The 18,825-nt window shown below is 43.7% G+C and carries 18 protein-coding genes and 1 other annotated feature; of the genes, 2 read left to right on the forward strand and 16 right to left on the reverse strand.

The features are described 5' to 3' along the window. Window positions 1–249: 249 nt before the first annotated feature. Window positions 250–467 (reverse strand) — a binding site (T-box leader). Between the two features lie 41 nt (window positions 468–508). The 10 genes from gltX to MKZ26_RS13560 form a co-directional block, all read right to left on the reverse strand. Further along, window positions 509–1,972, reverse strand: a complete 1,464-nt coding sequence (gene gltX / locus MKZ26_RS13515; RefSeq protein WP_340766488.1) for a glutamate--tRNA ligase — start codon at window positions 1,970–1,972, stop codon at window positions 509–511. A 70-nt stretch (window positions 1,973–2,042) separates the two neighbouring features. Then, the gene (gene ispF, locus MKZ26_RS13520) at window positions 2,043–2,519 is read right to left on the reverse strand and encodes a 2-C-methyl-D-erythritol 2,4-cyclodiphosphate synthase (protein ID WP_340766489.1); all 477 of its coding nucleotides are present in this window, start codon (window positions 2,517–2,519) and stop codon (window positions 2,043–2,045) included. Between the two features lie 176 nt (window positions 2,520–2,695). Further along, window positions 2,696–3,379 (reverse strand): 2-C-methyl-D-erythritol 4-phosphate cytidylyltransferase, encoded by a 684-nt coding sequence (ispD, locus tag MKZ26_RS13525; RefSeq protein WP_340767657.1) that lies wholly within the window; start codon window positions 3,377–3,379, stop codon window positions 2,696–2,698. 37 nt (window positions 3,380–3,416) lie between these two features. After that, complete coding sequence (locus MKZ26_RS13530; protein ID WP_067204683.1) at window positions 3,417–4,520, reverse strand: PIN/TRAM domain-containing protein; 1,104 nt, start codon at window positions 4,518–4,520, stop codon at window positions 3,417–3,419. A gap of 187 nt (window positions 4,521–4,707) precedes the next feature. Beyond that, a complete protein-coding gene (gene radA / locus MKZ26_RS13535; RefSeq protein WP_340766490.1) occupies window positions 4,708–6,084 on the reverse strand; it encodes a DNA repair protein RadA in 1,377 nt (458 codons plus the stop codon). 79 nt (window positions 6,085–6,163) lie between these two features. After that, window positions 6,164–8,638 carry an ATP-dependent Clp protease ATP-binding subunit gene (locus MKZ26_RS13540; RefSeq protein ID WP_340766491.1) on the reverse strand — a complete coding sequence of 825 codons (2,475 nt, stop codon included), beginning with the start codon at window positions 8,636–8,638 and terminating at the stop codon, window positions 6,164–6,166. 348 nt (window positions 8,639–8,986) lie between these two features. Beyond that, entirely contained in the window at window positions 8,987–10,075 is a 1,089-nt protein-coding gene (locus tag MKZ26_RS13545; protein ID WP_340766492.1) for a protein arginine kinase, read from the reverse strand. Further along, on the reverse strand, window positions 10,065–10,619 hold the full coding sequence (locus MKZ26_RS13550; RefSeq protein WP_067204672.1) for a UvrB/UvrC motif-containing protein: 555 nt from the start codon (window positions 10,617–10,619) through the stop codon (window positions 10,065–10,067). Before MKZ26_RS13550 ends, MKZ26_RS13545 begins: the two co-directional genes overlap by 11 nt. A 32-nt stretch (window positions 10,620–10,651) precedes the next feature. Further along, window positions 10,652–11,122 (reverse strand): CtsR family transcriptional regulator, encoded by a 471-nt coding sequence (locus MKZ26_RS13555; RefSeq protein WP_067204668.1) that lies wholly within the window; start codon window positions 11,120–11,122, stop codon window positions 10,652–10,654. A gap of 933 nt (window positions 11,123–12,055) precedes the next feature. Then, a complete protein-coding gene (locus MKZ26_RS13560) occupies window positions 12,056–13,756 on the reverse strand; it encodes a hypothetical protein (protein WP_340766493.1) in 1,701 nt (566 codons plus the stop codon). A 224-nt stretch (window positions 13,757–13,980) separates the two neighbouring features. Between MKZ26_RS13560 and MKZ26_RS13565 the strand changes: the two genes are divergently transcribed. Beyond that, window positions 13,981–14,565: a GNAT family N-acetyltransferase gene (locus MKZ26_RS13565; RefSeq protein ID WP_067204662.1), complete on the forward strand. Its 585-nt coding sequence runs from the start codon at window positions 13,981–13,983 to the stop codon at window positions 14,563–14,565. A gap of 42 nt (window positions 14,566–14,607) precedes the next feature. Here the strand turns inward: MKZ26_RS13565 and bioB are convergent, their stop codons facing one another. The 5 genes from bioB to MKZ26_RS13590 form a co-directional block, all read right to left on the reverse strand. Beyond that, a complete protein-coding gene (bioB, locus tag MKZ26_RS13570) occupies window positions 14,608–15,612 on the reverse strand; it encodes a biotin synthase BioB (RefSeq protein WP_340766494.1) in 1,005 nt (334 codons plus the stop codon). 1 nt (window position 15,613) lies between these two features. Further along, the gene (locus MKZ26_RS13575; protein ID WP_340766495.1) at window positions 15,614–16,210 is read right to left on the reverse strand and encodes a biotin transporter BioY; all 597 of its coding nucleotides are present in this window, start codon (window positions 16,208–16,210) and stop codon (window positions 15,614–15,616) included. 148 nt (window positions 16,211–16,358) lie between these two features. After that, window positions 16,359–16,544 carry a histidine kinase gene (locus MKZ26_RS13580; protein WP_156475936.1) on the reverse strand — a complete coding sequence of 62 codons (186 nt, stop codon included), beginning with the start codon at window positions 16,542–16,544 and terminating at the stop codon, window positions 16,359–16,361. Between the two features lie 57 nt (window positions 16,545–16,601). Further along, a complete protein-coding gene (locus MKZ26_RS13585) occupies window positions 16,602–16,988 on the reverse strand; it encodes a hypothetical protein (RefSeq protein ID WP_067204654.1) in 387 nt (128 codons plus the stop codon). A 639-nt stretch (window positions 16,989–17,627) separates the two neighbouring features. Next, window positions 17,628–17,810 (reverse strand): hypothetical protein, encoded by a 183-nt coding sequence (locus MKZ26_RS13590; RefSeq protein WP_340766496.1) that lies wholly within the window; start codon window positions 17,808–17,810, stop codon window positions 17,628–17,630. 194 nt (window positions 17,811–18,004) lie between these two features. On the opposite strand from MKZ26_RS13590, the gene MKZ26_RS13595 reads away from it, so the two are divergent. Then, window positions 18,005–18,397 carry a thiol-disulfide oxidoreductase DCC family protein gene (locus MKZ26_RS13595; RefSeq protein ID WP_187046448.1) on the forward strand — a complete coding sequence of 131 codons (393 nt, stop codon included), beginning with the start codon at window positions 18,005–18,007 and terminating at the stop codon, window positions 18,395–18,397. 53 nt (window positions 18,398–18,450) lie between these two features. Here MKZ26_RS13595 and MKZ26_RS13600 read toward each other — a convergent pair whose 3' ends face one another. Then, a complete protein-coding gene (locus MKZ26_RS13600) occupies window positions 18,451–18,807 on the reverse strand; it encodes a DUF779 domain-containing protein (RefSeq protein WP_067204642.1) in 357 nt (118 codons plus the stop codon). Window positions 18,808–18,825: the final 18 nt, after the last annotated feature.

Genomic DNA, 18,825 nt, shown 5'->3' on the forward strand with positions numbered 1-18,825 from the left:
CCAGCGGCCAAATGCTCGGGTCATAAGCCAGCTCTACTACGCGGTATAGTGCTCCGCTTCGCAGGTCCATCTTATTCCTGTCACGGGCCTACAGGATGTAGGTCATGCAGTGGAGAGGGATTGAACTACATCCCTCTTTGTTGCCAAGGCCAGCATGAAGCTGGTCATGCAGTCGTTGCGACAGGACGTCGCGATTTTAGACTGCCTTCCTCTTTTCTCATAAAAAAAATACGTCCCCGTCAAATAAATGACAGAGACGCATTGAATGCGCGGTTCCACTCCGCTTGGAAGGTGTTGGCCTTCCCGCTTGACGCCTATAACGCTGGCGGTGCGTCCGGCCTACTTACACTTTCGGCACGGCACTCAAAGGGGCATTTCCACATTACAGAGGCACAGATCATTTACAGCCGATGATGATCCTCTCTGAAGAGCTTGCAATGTGTACTTATCCTTTTCTACGGTTTAGTTATTAACTTTCATTTTACATTTCAAACGATGAAAGTCAACGTTATTGTTTTGCGTATTTAGCGACTCGTTCAATTGTTTTTTCTTTCCCAATCAATGCAATAGATGCCTGTAATTCAGGTCCATGCATTTGACCAGTTGTTACAACACGAATCGGCATAAATAAGTTTTTCCCTTTATGGCCCGTTTCCTTTTGGACTGCTTTAATCGCGTCTTTAATAGATGCAGCATCGAATGTTTCTAATGCTTCTAGCTTTTCTTTGAATGCAGCCATTACCTCAGGCACTTGCTCCCCAGCGAGTACAGCTTGGGATTCTTCATCATATTCAATATCGTGATCGAAAAACTGGGCAGATAATTCAACAATTTCCGCGCCAAAGCTTAACTGATCCTGATAAAGAGCGATTAAATCATGTGCCCACGCAGCTTCTGACTCAGTCATTTCTTTATTGATGAGACCGGCATCTTGCAGATGTGGCAATGCAAAATCAATTACTTCTTCAAGATTCATCTTTTTCACGTATTGATTGTTCGTCCATGTCAGTTTTTGTTTATCGAACATGGAAGGGGATTTAGATAGACGGCTTACGTCGAACATCTTGATAAGTTCTTCGTGCGTGAAAATCTCCTCTTCTCCACCCGGCGACCAGCCAAGCAGCGCAAAGAAGTTGAACATTGCTTCAGGTAGATACCCAAGATCTTTATATTGAGAGATGAATTGAATGATCGATTCATCACGTTTCGAAAGTTTTTTACGGTCTTCGTTGACGATGAGTGTCATGTGGCCGTATTGCGGAGACTGCCAGCCAAAGACGTCAAAAATCATCAATTGTTTTGGTGTATTCGTCAAATGTTCTTCACCGCGGAATACATGGCTGATTTTCATCAAATGATCATCGATAACAACCGCAAAGTTATAAGTCGGGATGCCATTCGCTTTTACAAGAACCCAGTCGCCGACGTCTTTAGATTCGAATGATACGGTTCCACGAACTAAGTCTTCCACTTTATACGTTACGTTTTCTGGTACACGCATGCGAATAGTATGTGTAAGTCCAGCAGCTTCTTTTGCTGCCGCTTCTTCTGCACTTAAATTCCGGCATTTACCACCGTACATTGGTGCCGCAATTCCAGCAGCCTTCTGCGTTTCGCGCTCTGCTTCTAGTTCGTCTGATGTACAGAAACATTTATAAGCATGACCGCTTTCCAACATCTCTTGACCATATTTTGTATAAAGGTCTAGACGTTCCATTTGGCGATAGGGACCGTATGGACCACCAATGTCGACTGATTCATCGTAATCGATGCCAAGCCATTTTAAGTTTTCAAGTTGAGAAAGTTCTCCCGCTTCGATATTACGCTCAGTATCTGTATCCTCGATTCGAACAATGAATTTCCCACCGTGGTTACGTGCAAAAAGATAATTAAAAAGCGCTGTCCGTGCCCCCCCAATATGTAAATGGCCGGTTGGACTTGGCGCGTAACGTACGCGTACTTCTGAAGTCATATGAATTCTCTCCAATCTGATTTTACTACTGTTTGCTATTTTACCACTTGCCAGGCCTGTTTAAAAGGTGTTACGCCTTAATGAGCAGAATCGTCGCCATAGAAGCAATTCCTTCTTCTCTTCCAGTGAAGCCTAATTGTTCCGTTGTCGTCGCTTTAACATTCACTTGTGAAATATCCGCTTTCAATAGCTCAGCTATACGTTTACGAATTACTTCAATATAGGGTGACATCTTCGGCTTTTGCGCGATAATCGTGCAATCGATATTGCCAAGTTTATAGCCTTTCCCTTCTACAAGAGCCCAAATATTTTCTAATAGCACCGCAGAATCAGCATCTTTAAATTCAGCACTTGTATCTGGGAAATGACGGCCGATGTCCCCTTCAGCGATTGCTCCAAGTGCTGCATCAGTAATAGTATGTAAAAGCACATCCGCATCAGAATGCCCTGTCAGCCCCCTGTCATGCGGTATCGTTATACCACCAATGATAAGTGGGCGACCCTCTTCAAATTTATGCACATCAAAACCTTGTCCTATCCGAATCATCAAAAAACCTCCTATTTTTCTATAAGAAAAGCGTAAGCGCCTGTTCAGGAGCGACAGGCATAAGACGGACCAGCGACGTGGCGTTCTTTGCCACATAGCTGGACCGGCTTATGACCCGAGCTCCTAGGCGCTGGAGCTAGACATGAAAAGCCTAAGCGCCTGTCCAGGTTGAAAACTTATACTTTCTTTCTTCTCAATAAAATCTCTCCGAACAGTAGATCTTCCTGAGTGGTCATCTTCACATTGTCATACGTACCTTCAACGATTCGTACGGATTCTCCAAAACGTTCGACCAACATCGATTCATCCGTACCGAGAAATCCTTTCGCCTGCGCTTCGTCAGACGCTTCTTTCAGCAATGCATAGCGAAATGCCTGGGGCGTCTGGATGATCCATAACCTACCACGATCCACCGTCTGCTCGACAATGCCACCCTCTGCATATTTCATCGTATCTTTTGCCCGCACACCTACAATTGCTGCACCGTGCTCGTCAGCCACTTTTACAAGCTCAGTAATGACTGTTCGACGAATGAACGGCCTTGCAGCATCATGGACAAGGACAATGCCGCCCTTGCCATGCGCTTTCATACATGCAGCCACGCTATCCTGTCGCTCTCCGCCACCGTCGACCATTGCTACCACTTTCGTAATCGCAAACTGTTCAAGCATTGACTCGATTTGCATACGTTCGTCCGGTTTTACCGCAAGGATGACCCCGTCACACGCTGGATCCCCCTCGAATACTTCAAGTGTATGGATAAGAATCGGTTTGTCATCTAATTTCAAAAAAAGTTTATTGTAGCCGGCGCCCATTCGCTGACCACTCCCAGCTGCTGGCATCATAACTGTATAGTTCAAGACTTCTCTTCCTTTTCTTTTCATGATTAAAAACTACTTAATTCACCTTTGAAATCTTACCGTTTTTAAGTTTCGCAAAAATCATTCGTCCTGCCGATGTCTGCAATACACTTGTTACGACAACGTCGATTGCATTGCCAACGTGGAATTTCCCATCTTCAACAACAATCATTGTGCCATCATCCAAATAAGCGACGCCTTGGTTATGTTCTTTACCATCTTTAACAATAACAACATGCATATCCTCACCAGGAATAACAACCGGCTTCACCGCATTTGCAAGGTCATTGATGTTTAGCACGGAGACACCGTGTAAATCCGCTACTTTATTCAAATTAAAATCATTTGTCACAACGAGTCCACCCATCTTTTTCGCTAGATGGACGAGCTTCATATCGACTTCAGGAACGCCAGCAAAATCTTCATCTGTGATTAAGATATTCGGACCATCATCAGTTTGCATACGCTTCAGAACGTCTAGCCCGCGTCTGCCTTTCGTCCGTTTCAACGTGTCTGAGGAATCCGCAATATGTTGTAATTCAGTCAACACAAACTGCGGTACAACAAGCACTCCTTCAAGAAAACCGGTTGCCGAAATATCAGCAATCCGACCATCTATAATAACACTTGTGTCCAATATCTTGTAAAGCTTACCTTTAGTCTGAGTAGATGTATCCTCCACTTCTTTCTTTTTGAGTCCACCGCTTTTTGTAGATTGCACCGTGTGAATTATTTCCTCCCGTTTCTTAAACCCGACTTGAAAACCTAAATAGCCAAGAATAATCGACAACAGGATTGGAAGGACAGACGTTATAATCGGTATCTGGATACTGCTCACTCCAAAACTGACTAGGAACGCGACACTCAAACCGACAACAAGACCGATTGTACCGAATATCAGATCAAAAACCGGTGCTTTCAATAACCTTTCTTCCATCCATTTAATGAAATTAACAATTGGTTCTGTTAGGAAAAGGCTGATTAAAAAGAGCAATATTGCTCCTAGGATTGCAGACACGTATGGATTATTAATCCATGGGCTCGTAGTAAAAGAAAATAATTTAAATAAATGCGGTAAAAATAATACACCCAGTGTTCCACCGATAAGCAAAAATGAAACTTGAACTACCTTTTTCAACATATGAACCACCTCCTTTATTTTTTAATTATACATGTTTCCGCTTCAAACCGCCTTTATAAGGTCAGGTAAGTGTGATATTTCCTTCTATTCTGTTAGGACTCCCTCCAACATGTGAAAGTTTCTCATTTACTGCATCTTTACAGTATAAAAGTGACAGGACTGCCACAATTACAGCCCCGTCTTCTACTCAATCTTTAAAAGCAATTTTCAGTGCATCACTGACTGTTTCTACGCCTATTACGCGAATGCCTTTCGGATATTCCCAACCGCCAATATTTGAAGCGGGAATAATCGCACGCTCGAACCCGAGTTTTGCGGCTTCGGTCACACGTTGTTCAATTCTCGATACTCGTCGTACTTCACCCGTCAGCCCGACTTCACCGATAAAGCAGTCAGACAAACCAGCCGCCAAGTCACGATAACTGGAAACGATGCTCATTAGCACAGCCAAGTCGATTGCCGGTTCATCCAACTTCACGCCGCCCGCCACTTTAATATAGGCATCCTGAGCCTGCAACAGCATCCCCATACGTTTCTCAAGTACAGCCATTAACAATGACACTCGGTTTTGATCGAGCCCAGTAGCCATACGTTTTGGATAGTTAAAACTAGATGGTGTGACAAGTGCTTGAATTTCAACGAGAATCGGCCGGGTTCCTTCCATAGATGCAACAACCGTTGAACCCGCTCCCCCCTGAGATCTTTCTCGAAGGAATAGCTCGGACGGATTCAGTACTTCTTTCAAACCGGACTGCAACATTTCAAATATCGCAATTTCATTCGTAGAGCCAAAACGGTTTTTCACACTGCGTAAAATTCGGTAAGTATGATGCCGCTCCCCTTCAAAATAAAGAACTGTATCCACCATATGCTCAAGTAACCGCGGTCCTGCAATCTGCCCGTCTTTCGTTACGTGGCCAACAAGGAAAATAGCAATATTTTGCGTTTTAGCAATGCGCATCAGCTGAGCTGTACATTCACGCACTTGAGATACACTTCCTGGTGCTGATGCTACTTCGGGATGATGTACGGTCTGGATGGAGTCGACAACGACAAACGTCGGTTTCACATCCGCTATCGTATCGTGAATTAATCCCAAATCTGTTTCTGCATAAATATAAAGTTCATCTGATTTCACGCCAAGTCGTTCTGCACGTAGTTTTGTTTGTCGAATTGATTCCTCACCTGAAATGTAAAGAACACGTTGCCCTTTGTTCGCTAGCAGTGAAGATACTTGAAGAAGGAGTGTCGACTTTCCTATACCCGGATCTCCACCGATTAAAATAAGTGAGCCAGGGACAATTCCGCCACCCAAAACGCGGTTGAACTCCTCCAAGTCTGTGCCAATTCTTGGTTCTTCTATCATCTCGATTGAACTGATAGGCAGCGCCTTTTGACGGACGCCCTCTGTATGCTGAAATGCACCACGTGGCCCTTTTTGAACGGCTACTTCAACTTCCTCTTCCATTGTATTCCATTCCCCGCAACCCGGGCACCGGCCCATCCACTTCGCCGATTCATAACCACATGATTTACACAGAAACTTCGATTTTCTTTTTGCCATGGAATCCTCCGAACACGAAAAGGACAGCCCATTCCTACCGAAAAGAACTGTCGGTGGGATGGACTATCCAGTTCACACTTTATTTTTCGAGTACTTCTTCTTTTTTCGCAACTATCGGTTGTTCAGCGTCGATTCCTGTCTTGACGACAAACTCTCCATCAACCACATCGACAAGTACTTTACTACCTACCAGTACTGTTCCTTTTAGAAGTTCTTCAGACAAACGGTCTTCAATGTGTTTCTGGATAGCGCGGCGTAGTGGCCGAGCACCATATTCCGGATCATAACCAACATCAACGATTTTGGTTTTCGCTTCATCTGTTAACTCTAGTTCAATCTCTTGTTCGCCTAGACGTTTCGTCAATTCATTCGACATAAGCGAGACGATTTTACGTAAATGTTCTTTTTCGAGTGCATGGAAGACAATCATTTCATCCACACGATTTAAGAACTCGGGACGGAACGCTTTCTTCAATTCTTCAAGCATCGCTGATTTCATGCCTTCGTAATCGCGTCCCGCATCTCCCAGATTAAATCCGACATAACGATTTTTCCGCAATTCTTGTGCTCCTACATTGGAAGTCATGATAAGAACTGTGTTTCGGAAGTCTACTAAGCGTCCTTTTGAATCCGTCAATCTGCCATCTTCCAGTACTTGAAGGAGAATGTTAAAGACATCCGGATGAGCTTTCTCGATTTCATCTAACAAGACTACCGAATAAGGTTTGCGACGAACTTTTTCTGTTAACTGTCCGCCTTCTTCATAGCCGACATACCCTGGTGGTGAACCGACTAGACGCGATGTCGAATGTTTCTCCATGTACTCGGACATGTCAACACGAATCATTGCATCTTCATCGCCAAACATGACTTCCGCAAGCGCTCTTGCCAATTCCGTTTTCCCGATACCTGTTGGTCCAAGGAAAATGAACGAGCCAATCGGACGTTTCGGATCTTTCAAACCTGCACGTGCACGTCGTATTGCCCGGGAAATAGCAGTTACTGCCTCACTTTGGCCAATGACACGTTCGTGTAGCATTTCTTCCATGTTGAGCAGTTTTGCAGATTCCGTTTCAGCTATTTTAGATACCGGTATTCCAGTCCACATCGCTACAACTTCTGCGATATCTTCAACTGTCACTTCGGATTCTTTTTGACCCTGCTTTTCTTTCCAATCTGTTTTCGTTGTTTCAAGTTCTTCTTTCATCTTTTGTTCTTTGTCGCGGAACGATGCCGCTTTTTCGAATTCTTGGCTTTGGACAGCTGCATTCTTTTCAGAACGAATTGCTTCTAATTTCAATTCCAGCTCTTTCAAGTTAGGCGGTGTCGTGTATGAACGAAGGCGTACTTTTGAACCCGCTTCGTCGATTAAGTCAATCGCTTTATCCGGAAGGAATCTGTCAGAAATATAACGATCCGACATTTTAGCAGCCGCTTCGATTGATTCATCTGTAATTTTCACACGGTGATGCGCTTCGTAACGGTCACGCAAGCCATGGAGAATTTGGATTGTTTCATCGACAGTTGGCTCGTCGACTTGGATCGGTTGGAAGCGTCGTTCAAGCGCAGCGTCTTTTTCAATATATTTACGGTATTCGTCAAGCGTCGTTGCACCGATACATTGCAATTCACCGCGTGCCAGCGAAGGCTTCAGGATATTAGATGCGTCGATTGCACCTTCAGCTCCTCCTGCCCCAATCAGCGTATGCAGTTCGTCGATGAATAGGATGATATTGCCCGCTTGGCGAATCTCTTCCATAACTTTTTTCATGCGATCTTCGAATTCACCACGGTATTTCGTACCCGCGACGACTGTTCCCATATCGAGTGTCATAACACGTTTGTCACGGAGAATTTCCGGCACTTCGTTATTAATGACTTGCTGTGCGAGTCCTTCTGCGATTGCAGTCTTACCAACACCTGGTTCTCCGATAAGTACTGGGTTGTTTTTCGTTCGGCGTGCTAATACTTCAATAACACGTGTAATTTCCTTGCTACGTCCGATAACCGGATCGAGCAAGCCTTCACGCGCCACTTCCGTTAAATCACGTGCCAAGCTATCCAATGTCGGCGTTGCAGCAGAATTCGAAACGCCTTGACCTGTAGCTGAGCTATCATTACTTCCCAGCAACTGAAGTACTTGTTGACGCGCTTTGTTGAGACTAACGCCAGCGTTATTTAAGACACGCGCCGCAACCCCTTCTCCTTCACGGATAAGCGCTAGCAAGATGTGTTCTGTTCCGATATAAGAATGACCCAGCTTACGTGACTCATCCACGGATAATTCAATAACTTTTTTTGCTCTAGGTGTGTAATGAACGATTGGACCGACATCCTTTGTTCCAGCACCTACAAGTTTTTCTACACCTTGTACGATTGTTTCAAAGTTGACACCTATCGCTTCAAGCGCTTTTGCAGCAATACCTCCGCCTTCACGAATAAGTCCAAGTAAAATATGTTCTGTTCCAATGGACTCGTGTTTCATCCGGATTGCCTCTTCTTGGGCAAGTTGCAATACTTTCTGTGCACGCTGTGTAAATCGATTAAACATCATATTCAGTCCTCTCCTTCTATACTATATATATACAATCAATTCCCCAAAAAACCATACATTACTCAAATGAATTCCTTTTCTAGAAAAGCGCAAGGCGCCGTTTAGCCTCGACAGGTAGGAGGAATGCATTTGTCACTCCCATTGCATATGGGTCTAGGGCTGGTGTCTAGACACCAATCCATGCAGTAAACCTTATGTTTTCATTCCTCTCTAGAAAGAGGTAAGAAAACAACCACCCTTTTATACGTATTCAACCGAACACGCAGGAACTCCTTTATTGGCAAAATTGACTTTGACTATCTTTGACCTAACTATACCTAAACAAAAGACAATGTGCAAAATACCTGCTTACTCTTCCGTATTAATCTCAGTCGGAGGAGAGGATTTCTCCACATTGAGTCGTTCTCGAAACAGTTTCGCCCTGAATATATCTCGTTCTTCTTGCGATAACTCCGTGCTTGCATATTGTTGTAGGAAACCTGCCTGCATGAATATCATCAGTTCGTTCAAAATCGACATGTCAACGTCCTGGATGATGCCAAGATCGATACCGAGTCTGACGTCCGAAAGGCATCGTGCTGCCTCGCCTGACGGTAATAGTCGCGCATAACTAATTGTACCCAATGAACGGAATAGCCTGTTCTCAAGCGCAATTCGCGACTTTGAAAGTAACAATTCCCGCGATTTCCGTTCATGCCCAATTAACCGAGATGCAATGTTTCCAAGATCAGCGAGAATCTCTTGCTCCGTTTTACCAAGCGTCGTCTGATTTGACACTTGATAGACATTGCCAGGTGCTTCACTTCCTTCGCCATAACTCCCTCGGACGATGATTCCAAGCCGTGAGATAGCAGGGATAATACGATCAATCTGCTTCGTCATTGTAAGTGCCGGTAAATGCATCATCACAGATGCGCGCATACCGGTTCCCGTATTCGATGGACAGCTTGTCAAATAACCAAAGTCTTCATCAAAAGCATACGGCAGTTCTTTTTCAAGGTAATCGTCAACCTGATCAGCCTGTTTATAGGAATCCTCAAGCTGTAACCCAGGATAGATGCATTGAATGCGGATATGGTCTTCCTCATTCACCATGACACTTATGGTCTCGTCTTCTGATAGAAGAACTGCGCCATGCCTGTCAGGAATTGCGAGTTGCGGACTGATCAGATGTTTTTCAACAAGTACTTGGCGTTCCAATGCAGGAAGATCAGACATCTTAGTATAGGAATAGCCACTTTGCATGGTATCAAGTAAAACACCCGTAACCGCTCTGTCTACCGCCATCGCTTCTTCTTCAGTGAACGCGATAGGAAAACGATAGCCCGTCAAGTTGCGCGCGAGTCGAATTCGCGTCGACATAACGATGTCTGAGTGCTCTCCGTAAGCAGTCATCCAAGGGGTTACCGCGTTACGCATGAATTTTTCAATCGACATCGTTTTCTTCACCTCCAAGGGAAAGGTGTTGCTTTAGTGTATTCGCTTCATCACGCAAAGCTGCCGCTTCTTCAAAATGCTCAGCTTCTACAGCCTCTTTCATCTTCACTCGGATCTCTTCAATTTTCTTTTTAACTGCATATATTTCATTAAATGAAACCGGAACTTTCCCGGTATGAGTTGAATGCCCATTGTGAAGCTTGCCAAAAACTTGCGGTAAGCTGCCACGAAATGTGTCATAACAGTCGGCACAGCCAAACTTTCCAATATCGAGGAACTTCGGAAACGTCAAACCACATGAGGGACATTCGGGTCCTTCAAACGACTCTCCCCGCGTTTGCGGTTGTGCCTGGAAAGGATCAGAACCGCTAAACCAGTGAGATAGGAACTGCTGAATGGACAACGGCTCTTGATTGGGGTCGAAATGGAATGTTTGTGATTGAAATGCGCATTTCTCACATAAATGGCGTTCCAGCGATCCGACTACACTTTCTTGCGTAATCGTAATGGACGCAGTTCGTTCTTTACAATTTTCACATATCATCGAAAGCCACCTCATATCAGTTGGATTGGTGATTAGTTACGCTGTTCGTAAATAAGCGTCAAGAGCATTGCTTGTAAAATGCGTGCACGCATGATATCGCGGTCTGGAAGTGGCTGATGGATAGTTCTTCTATCAACCGCAGCAAGAATGAGCTTTGATTCGCGCTCCGTTATGACTTCTTCTTCAATTAGTCTGTAAACGACATCTAAAGCCATCGTATAAGAGGCTCCCGATTGGATACCGCCTAAAATATGTTCTATCAATTCTTTACGGGAATTCGCCTGAACGCGGAAAATACGTATGTAGCCACCGCCTCCACGCTTCGATTCAACCGCATAACCACGCTCCGCCGTGAAGCGGGTCTTAATAACGTAATTGATTTGAGACGGGACACACTGGAACTTTTCAGCGACTTCATTGCGCTTAATTTCGATGGTTCCACACTGTCCCTCTTCGATTATTGCTTTCAAATATCCTTCAATAATGTCGGAAATGTTTCTCATACCCTCACCTCTTTCATACGGGGGATAAGCCGTTGACTTTGACTATCTTTGACTTGATTGTACATGATATTCCGCATGTTCCGCAATCGATACGCACCAGACTTAACAAGTATCGGCATGTGACAATACGTTTTAACCGTACGAAAAAACAAAAGCGGAAGCGCCTGTTCAGAAGCATAGGAGTTCGGACGTGGAATAGCTCCTTTTGCAGGTTATCCACTGTACGAGACTTTATAGTTTTCTATATATGTTGAACAGAGGAATACGATGTATACGCTTTACAAGGGCTTTTTGGAGGCCGCTGAAAAGTCTAATACTTGGACTCCTATCAATACCGCTTCGACGCTTTGTGGATGCCTCCCGCGATAAGCCAAGGCACTGAAAAAGTACAATTTCCTTCAATACCGTTGATTTCCGTTCCGAGCGGACGCTTTCCGCGGGCACGGCTTCAGCCTCCTCGTCACTGCGTTCCTGCGGGGTCTTCAGCTCGCGCTGTTCCCGCCGGAGTCGCCGCTCTTCACTACAATCAACTAGTTCTTACTATCAAAAAAGAACTTTTTCAGTGGCTTATCGCTCCGGCTACCACGAAGACGCGCCTTCGCTGGATGGTCAATGTGAGAAAGAGCATTTCATTATCTGTGATGAAATCTGCAAGTTGGAGTACGTCTTTCTTGACTATAAGTAGTATCAACTAGTAATCACATTATAGTCTCGGCATATACATCTCAAAACCACATTTCTCTCGATAATAAACACCCTAGTGCAGGCGCAGCAACGGGGTCGCCAAAGCGCCAAGCGTTCTACAATCCACACCCCCAATTAATACTCTCTCCTTATTGAGCGCCACAGTAGATTCAATGGGATTCTTTAATTCAACATATATAGCAACTAAAAATGGAGTGCAAGGCGAATTCGCCTTGCACTCCATTTCCGTTATTCCACGCTAACATTCGTCAACTCTTTCACAGGCAAGAATAGTTCACCCGTCTCTAAATATGTCACAACAAGCTTATCGCCCTCTTGAATATAGATTGAGAGTGGCACAGCTTCCGAAGAGACGATGAAGTTGCGTCCATCATCCGCTAAAAACGAAACAAGTGTAAAATCACCGACGCGCTCTTTGAATACACGTACGACCGTTACAGCCGCTTTCGCCTCTTCCGCACTCGAGCTACCATCTACACTGCTACCTCCGCGCTGAAGAGCTGTCTTATACAATTTCAATGCTTCGTTCGGCGTATTGCCGTAAACCGATATTTCCGGATTCGCTGCTGATACAATGAAGTAATTTTGCAGGAATCCATTTGAATCGAGCACCGGCGTTAACCAACTCGCTTCTCCGTAGAAGTTATACAAGACCGGCATTTCGCCGGACCATTTCTTTTCAATGAATTTCTTCTCGATAATCTGCAGTGCCCCTTGCGAATCCATATAGGACTCTTCCAGATTACCTGAATAATACGTTGCTTTTCCTGTCTTACCATCCGTCAACGCATAGCCAAGCATCGAGTCGACACCTTCTTTTGGACTTGTAAAGTCTGTGAAGTAATACATATGACCATTCTCGTCAAAAATCGGGCTTACATTCGCCTCTGTTCCTTCATCAGATGGCAACTTGACATCTTTCTTCCCAACGACTGAATTCCAGAAACCGTGGATATAGTTCCCGAAGTAACTATTTTGTAAACTGACCGCTTCAGGTGAAACAGCCCCGTCGATGAATTCAGGTATATCTGCAAGCGAATACTTTTTCACATCACCATTAGCAGGATCGACCATTACAATCCCTTTTACATCAAAGCCGTTACGCGCGGAAATGAATTCCCCATAAGAACGGATATAATACGGTTTTCCATCGTCGTCAATTTCAAGTTGAACATCCCCGTAAAAAATAAGGTTCGGCATTTTCATCCGTATATGACGCTCCACTTGTTTGTGGAAGTAGGACGACGGTGTATACGTCATTTCTGCTTTCACGAATTTCGGGTTATCAGCCGAGTCTGTTGCACTCATCGTAAAGTAGCCAGGCGTTGTATCAGCACTCCACCATTTAAAGAAGCCCGAAAACTCCACGGGTGCAATGTAGACAAATTTGCCATCAACTTTTTGAATTTGCAGACTGCCGAGCTCATAGTAACTCGTATTCGGAACTTGCCCGAATGCTTTCTTCATCTTATTGCGTGCAAACTTCGGTGGAACACTTGCCGGCGTTTTTGTTTCATCGAACGCTGAAATCTCCACTTGCTGATCCATTTCAACTGCTTTGTATTTCTTGTCGGCGTTGAAGAGCGGCGCGCTAAGTATATATGCCCCAAAAACAAGTGCACCGAGGAACAGGACCAATTTCACTTTGCGGTCTTTGCCACCTGCCGACAAAGCACCTAGCAAAGTAACGACTAAAAGCACCATCCACAGAGACGTCCAGTTACGGTCCATGTTTGTCGTATAGTAAAACACGAATACGGCTATAGCAGATAATATAGCTACGGTAGCAATCGCAGCTCCTCTATTAAAAGGAGTTCTTACAGCTTCCTCATCCGCACCACGCTTCGCTTGAGTACTTAATATAAATGGGACAATCACTAGACTGAACACGATGCCCACAATAATTGAGAATATAAGTAAATTAAACATATATACACCCTTTTCCACTGAGTAAGATTTTTTGTTGTTAGCTAAGTATACGGATAATCTAGGAAATAGTTTCATTTACTTAATTAAAACCGAGCAAGTTTATTTATTTAAAATAATGGGTATACAGTAGAATAGAGGATTTTTTACTACCCTTCTTTTTTCCTCGGTCTCACGATCCAAAACAAAAAACTCCGGGGTAAATAAACCATTGGAGGCAACACATTTTGAATTGGTATGAGAAGCTAAATGAATACTTCCCCGTTGAAGAGATGAAATCAAAGGAACATATGGATGCGTTACTAACTGACAAGAAAAGTGTTTATAAGAAGGATGAAGGACCTCATCATGTGCTCATGTATGTCGAGTTCGAGAAGTTTATATTCGTCGACTACTTGTTCGTTTCAACACAATCACGCGGCATGGGACTTGGCAGCAAATTATTAACAATGTTAAAATCCAAGAATAAACCGATTCTCCTTGAAGTGGAGCCAGTCGATTATGAAGATACAGATACTGCAAAACGACTTAAATTTTACTCACGTGAAAACTTCACACATGCACAGCGCATCGGCTATAATCGTCGCTCCCTTGCAACAGGCGAAAATACGGTACTTGAAATCTTATACTGGTCACCAACTGATTCAGGTGAAGAAGAAATCTACAATGCAATGACACAGACGTACGATGAAATCCATACTTATAAAGATGAAACATTTTATGGTAAAAAGTACGATCCTACTGATAAAGTACTTATTTTTCACACAAAAGGCAAAAGAGATATTCTGCAACCATTTGATACACCTGAATGAAAAAAATGGACATCCCGTCGAAATGGGATGTCCATTTTTCAATCACACTGGAACAGGCTGTTTTGCTAAAGGTTCTACGTCTATTTCGAATCCCATATCCTTCAGCGTTTGATAGTCTCTTTCACTTTTCTGGCCGGTTGTCGTCAAATAATCCCCAATAAAAATCGAGTTTGCCGGGTATAGCCCTAACGGCTGAAGACTGCGTAAGTTCACTTCACGCCCGCCGGAAATCCTGATTTCCTTTGTAGGATTAATGAATCTGAACAAGCATAGTACTCTCAAGCAATAGAGCGGTGTTAACTCATCTGTCCCGCCAAGGGGTGTCCCATCCACGGCATGTAAAAAGTTCACCGGAATCGAATCTGCATCCATTACATACAAACTGCGTGCCATTGAAACGACGTCTTGTTTCGTTTCACGCATACCAATGATAACGCCAGAACACGGTGAAATACCCGACTGCTTCACAAGTTCGACCGTGTTTACGCGGTCCTCATATGTATGAGACGTTGTGATACTTTCATGGTGGGCTTCCGACGTATTGATGTTGTGATTGTAACGGTCGACGCCAGCATCTTTCAATCGGGACGCTTGGTCCGGTTTTAACAGTCCAAGACATGCACAAATGGTCATATGCTCATACTTCGACTTGATTTCCTTCACGGAATTGATAACAATTTCGAGTTCACGGTTCGCAGGACCTCTCCCGCTAGCCACAATACAGTAGGTTCCTGCATTCAATTCGGCTGCTCTAGCTGCCCCTGCTACAATTTCTTCTTTTTTCATCATGGCATACTTTTCGATTGGCGCTTTTGAAATAATCGACTGTGCACAATATCCGCAGTTTTCCGGGCATAAGCCAGATTTCGTATTCATTATCATATTAAGCTTCACTTTATTCCCATAATAATGTTTCCGGATTATATAAGCCGCGTGCAAAAGTGGCAGCAAGTCCTCTTCTGGACTCCTCAATATCGATAGGGCCTCCTCATCCGTCAGGACATGTCCCACTAGAACACGTTCAGCTAACTCAGTATACTTCGTCATATTAACGCCTCACTTTCAATACCTTATACATACGGTGTCCAAAGATTCCGGCAAGGACGGCAAGGATAATATCTTTCGGCAACGGCGGTACCATCCATAGCCACGCTACTTTGTATGTAAAGGCATCCGGTGCCGCAGCCCAGAACTTATAGGCATAATACATCCAGTTCGTTCCGATTACATAATTTAGAACCACTCCAACGATTGCTGCAATAATATAACCATGTAATTTCCCGTTCTTTTCGACGATTTTCCCCACGATGAATGCTACTAAAATGTAAGATATGATAAATCCGAATGTCGGACTGATAATTGATCCAAAACCACCACTGAATCTCGCAAATACAGGCGCCCCCGCAAGCCCGATGAACATATAGACTGCCATTGCCAGTGCACCCCTGCGACTACCAAGAATAAGTCCCGCAAGAATCGCAAAGAATGTCTGCAATGTAATCGGCACACCACCCACAACTAGAAATGGTACAAATGCGGTAATATTTGCGCCAATCATCATCAGTGCTGCGAACATTCCACTGTAGACAAGTGTTAACGGACTCATTGCGCTTTTACTTTTTGTTTTTACTGTAGCTGTTGTCATGATCTGATACACCCCTAAAGTTTATGTTATCTTTAACAGAATAATAGATAACACATTATGAGTCAACAAATATTTAACTCAAGTTAACCCAAATGACGTATTAGCAAATAAACAAAAGACCGATAGCAAATTCGCTATCGGTCTCTCTTTAGGATTTTTCGCCTTCGTCTTTTGGAAATAAAAAGTAAGAAATGATCCCGCTCAAAATCATCGCACCAATTATAATAGCCAAGCGCGTTAATCCGGGCACTTCTTGGAATTCTTTCGTCAATTTCATCCAGCCAAACCCTCCAACGAGCAGCATGACTGGAATGACAAATTTAAAAGCTCTCAACAAACTCACCTACTGTATATCATTATGGTAGCTTTATTCTACCATAAATCTGACCTATCACCAGCCGCGGCGATTTCCACAGCCACAACCGGGACGATGTCCACAGCCAGGACGATTACCGATACCGCCAACTTGCGGACCGAATCCGCCCATTCCTGGTCCCATACCTGGACCCATTCCACCCATTCCTGGACCGAAACCTGGTCGAGCAGGGAGTGTTTGCCCCATCACATTCTGTGTTGTTTCTGTGAAATAGTGACGTGGAATTTCAACGTTATGCACCCGATTCACATTGACGATCGGATGGATATAAGGAACTTCACGCGGTACAAATTGATCGTGACAACGATACTGCGTCGGACATACTACCGGGCGTACTTGATTGCCACCCATCATATTCCCTTGATGACAATTTGGCTGCTGCCAATTACCTTGTTGCATCATACTATCACCTCCTCCTTCTAGTAGATGTGAAAAGAAGGAAGACAAACGGGCGATAGACACTATGAACTTTAATGAATATTGGATAATCTACTAACTACAGATATTGAAATAAAGATTCCATTCAAATCCGCTGTGGCGCTCGGGGATGCCTCCCATTGCGGACACAGGAAATAATAGAATTTCTTCTTGGTATAAACTGTATAATTTATGCAAAGTACGCAAAAATTATACAAACCGAACTCTTCATTGTTCGGTTGGCTGCCCCTTTTAAGGTGCCTTCAACCAGTTTCCACATGTATTCGTATATTCAATATAGATTATAGCGCTTAGTCTTGAACTCCTGCATTACGCATTCTTCTGTAGTATAGAAACACTCGAGTCACTAGAAAGAGTGGGCTGATAGAACTGGCAATCAGAAAAGCCAGTATTACTTTATGGACGAGAGATCTATCATAATCAATATTAAAATTCATCCATAACACAAATGTCAGCAATCCGACTGAATAACTCGCCAGAATACCATTCATAGTCATTATTCTTCGCACTTGCCCTTTTCGTTCCGCCTCATCGAAGCTCTTTATTTCAACCTATATAGAACGTTAAAAAAACAGAAAAACCTCACATCGCTGTGAGGTTTAGTTATTGGTAATCACGCGGAAGTTTTTTTTCAACCTCGAAGGAATCGGACTTTTCTCTTCTTTTCTCAAGCATTTCATATTGCTCATAAATAGGGCCACCTTCGCCAATCATTTTTAATTTGTCGATGAAATCCTTATTAGTCCTAAGCTCCATTTCTGACGACTCAATAGGTAAACGTTCCATAGTCTATCATCCTCTCATCATTTTGCCGGGGCTAAATGCGGTGGAAAACATCCAAACGTTTATAGCATGTTCCATTTCTTTTCACTACTATTATACTAAATATTCTGTCACATGTAAATAGTAACACCTTTCACGTTTTATCGATTCACTAACAGGCTATACTATAGAAGATAAGTACGCCGGGAGGTTATTTTATGAAAAGAATTATTTTATTTGACGGTGTTTGTAATTTTTGTGATGCAAGTGTGCAGTTCATTATAAAGCGAGATCCCGCCAATCATTTTCTATTTACTTCATTACAAAGCGAAAAAGGACTGGAACTCACGAAAAAATATGCTATCCCGGAAGACGTTGACAGCTTGGTTTTGATTGAAAACGGTAAAGCGTTCACCAAGTCTTCAGCAGCGCTCCGTATCGCAAAAAAACTGGACGGATTATGGCATCTATTCTTCCTATTTATACTCGTACCACGTAAAATCCGTGACGGCGTATATAACTACGTCGCTAAAAATCGCTATAAATGGTTTGGCAAGAAAGAAGATGCGTGTATGTTGCCATCGCCAGAACAGCGGAAACGCTTTATTTAACCAACGACAAAAGGGCCTGCCGATTTTTCATCGAGGCCCCTTTTGTTATTCACTTACACTTGTAGCTCTTTGTTTTCCTCAGCCGTAAACGCACGTGACCTGGTCAAAAAGCGTTTGCCTTCGACACCTTCGAGTGAAAACATGCCGCCGCGACCGTTGACGACGTCAATGATTAGCTGTGTATGCCTCCAATACTCGAATTGGTTTTTGTGCATATAAAACGGTGTTTCACCAATAGTACCAAGTAGGACATCCTGATCACCTATAATCAGTTCCCCATTCGGATAACACATTGGCGATGAGCCATCACAGCAGCCGCCCGACTGGTGAAACATGAGTGGACCGTGTTTCTCTTCCAAAAACGCAATGAGTTCCAGTGCAGCGTCAGTTGCGAGTACGCGTTCCGTCATCCGCACTACCTCCCTCCT

The sequence above is a fragment of the Sporosarcina sp. FSL K6-6792 genome, from assembly GCF_038004885.1.
Lineage (GTDB): Bacteria > Bacillota > Bacilli > Bacillales_A > Planococcaceae > Sporosarcina > Sporosarcina psychrophila.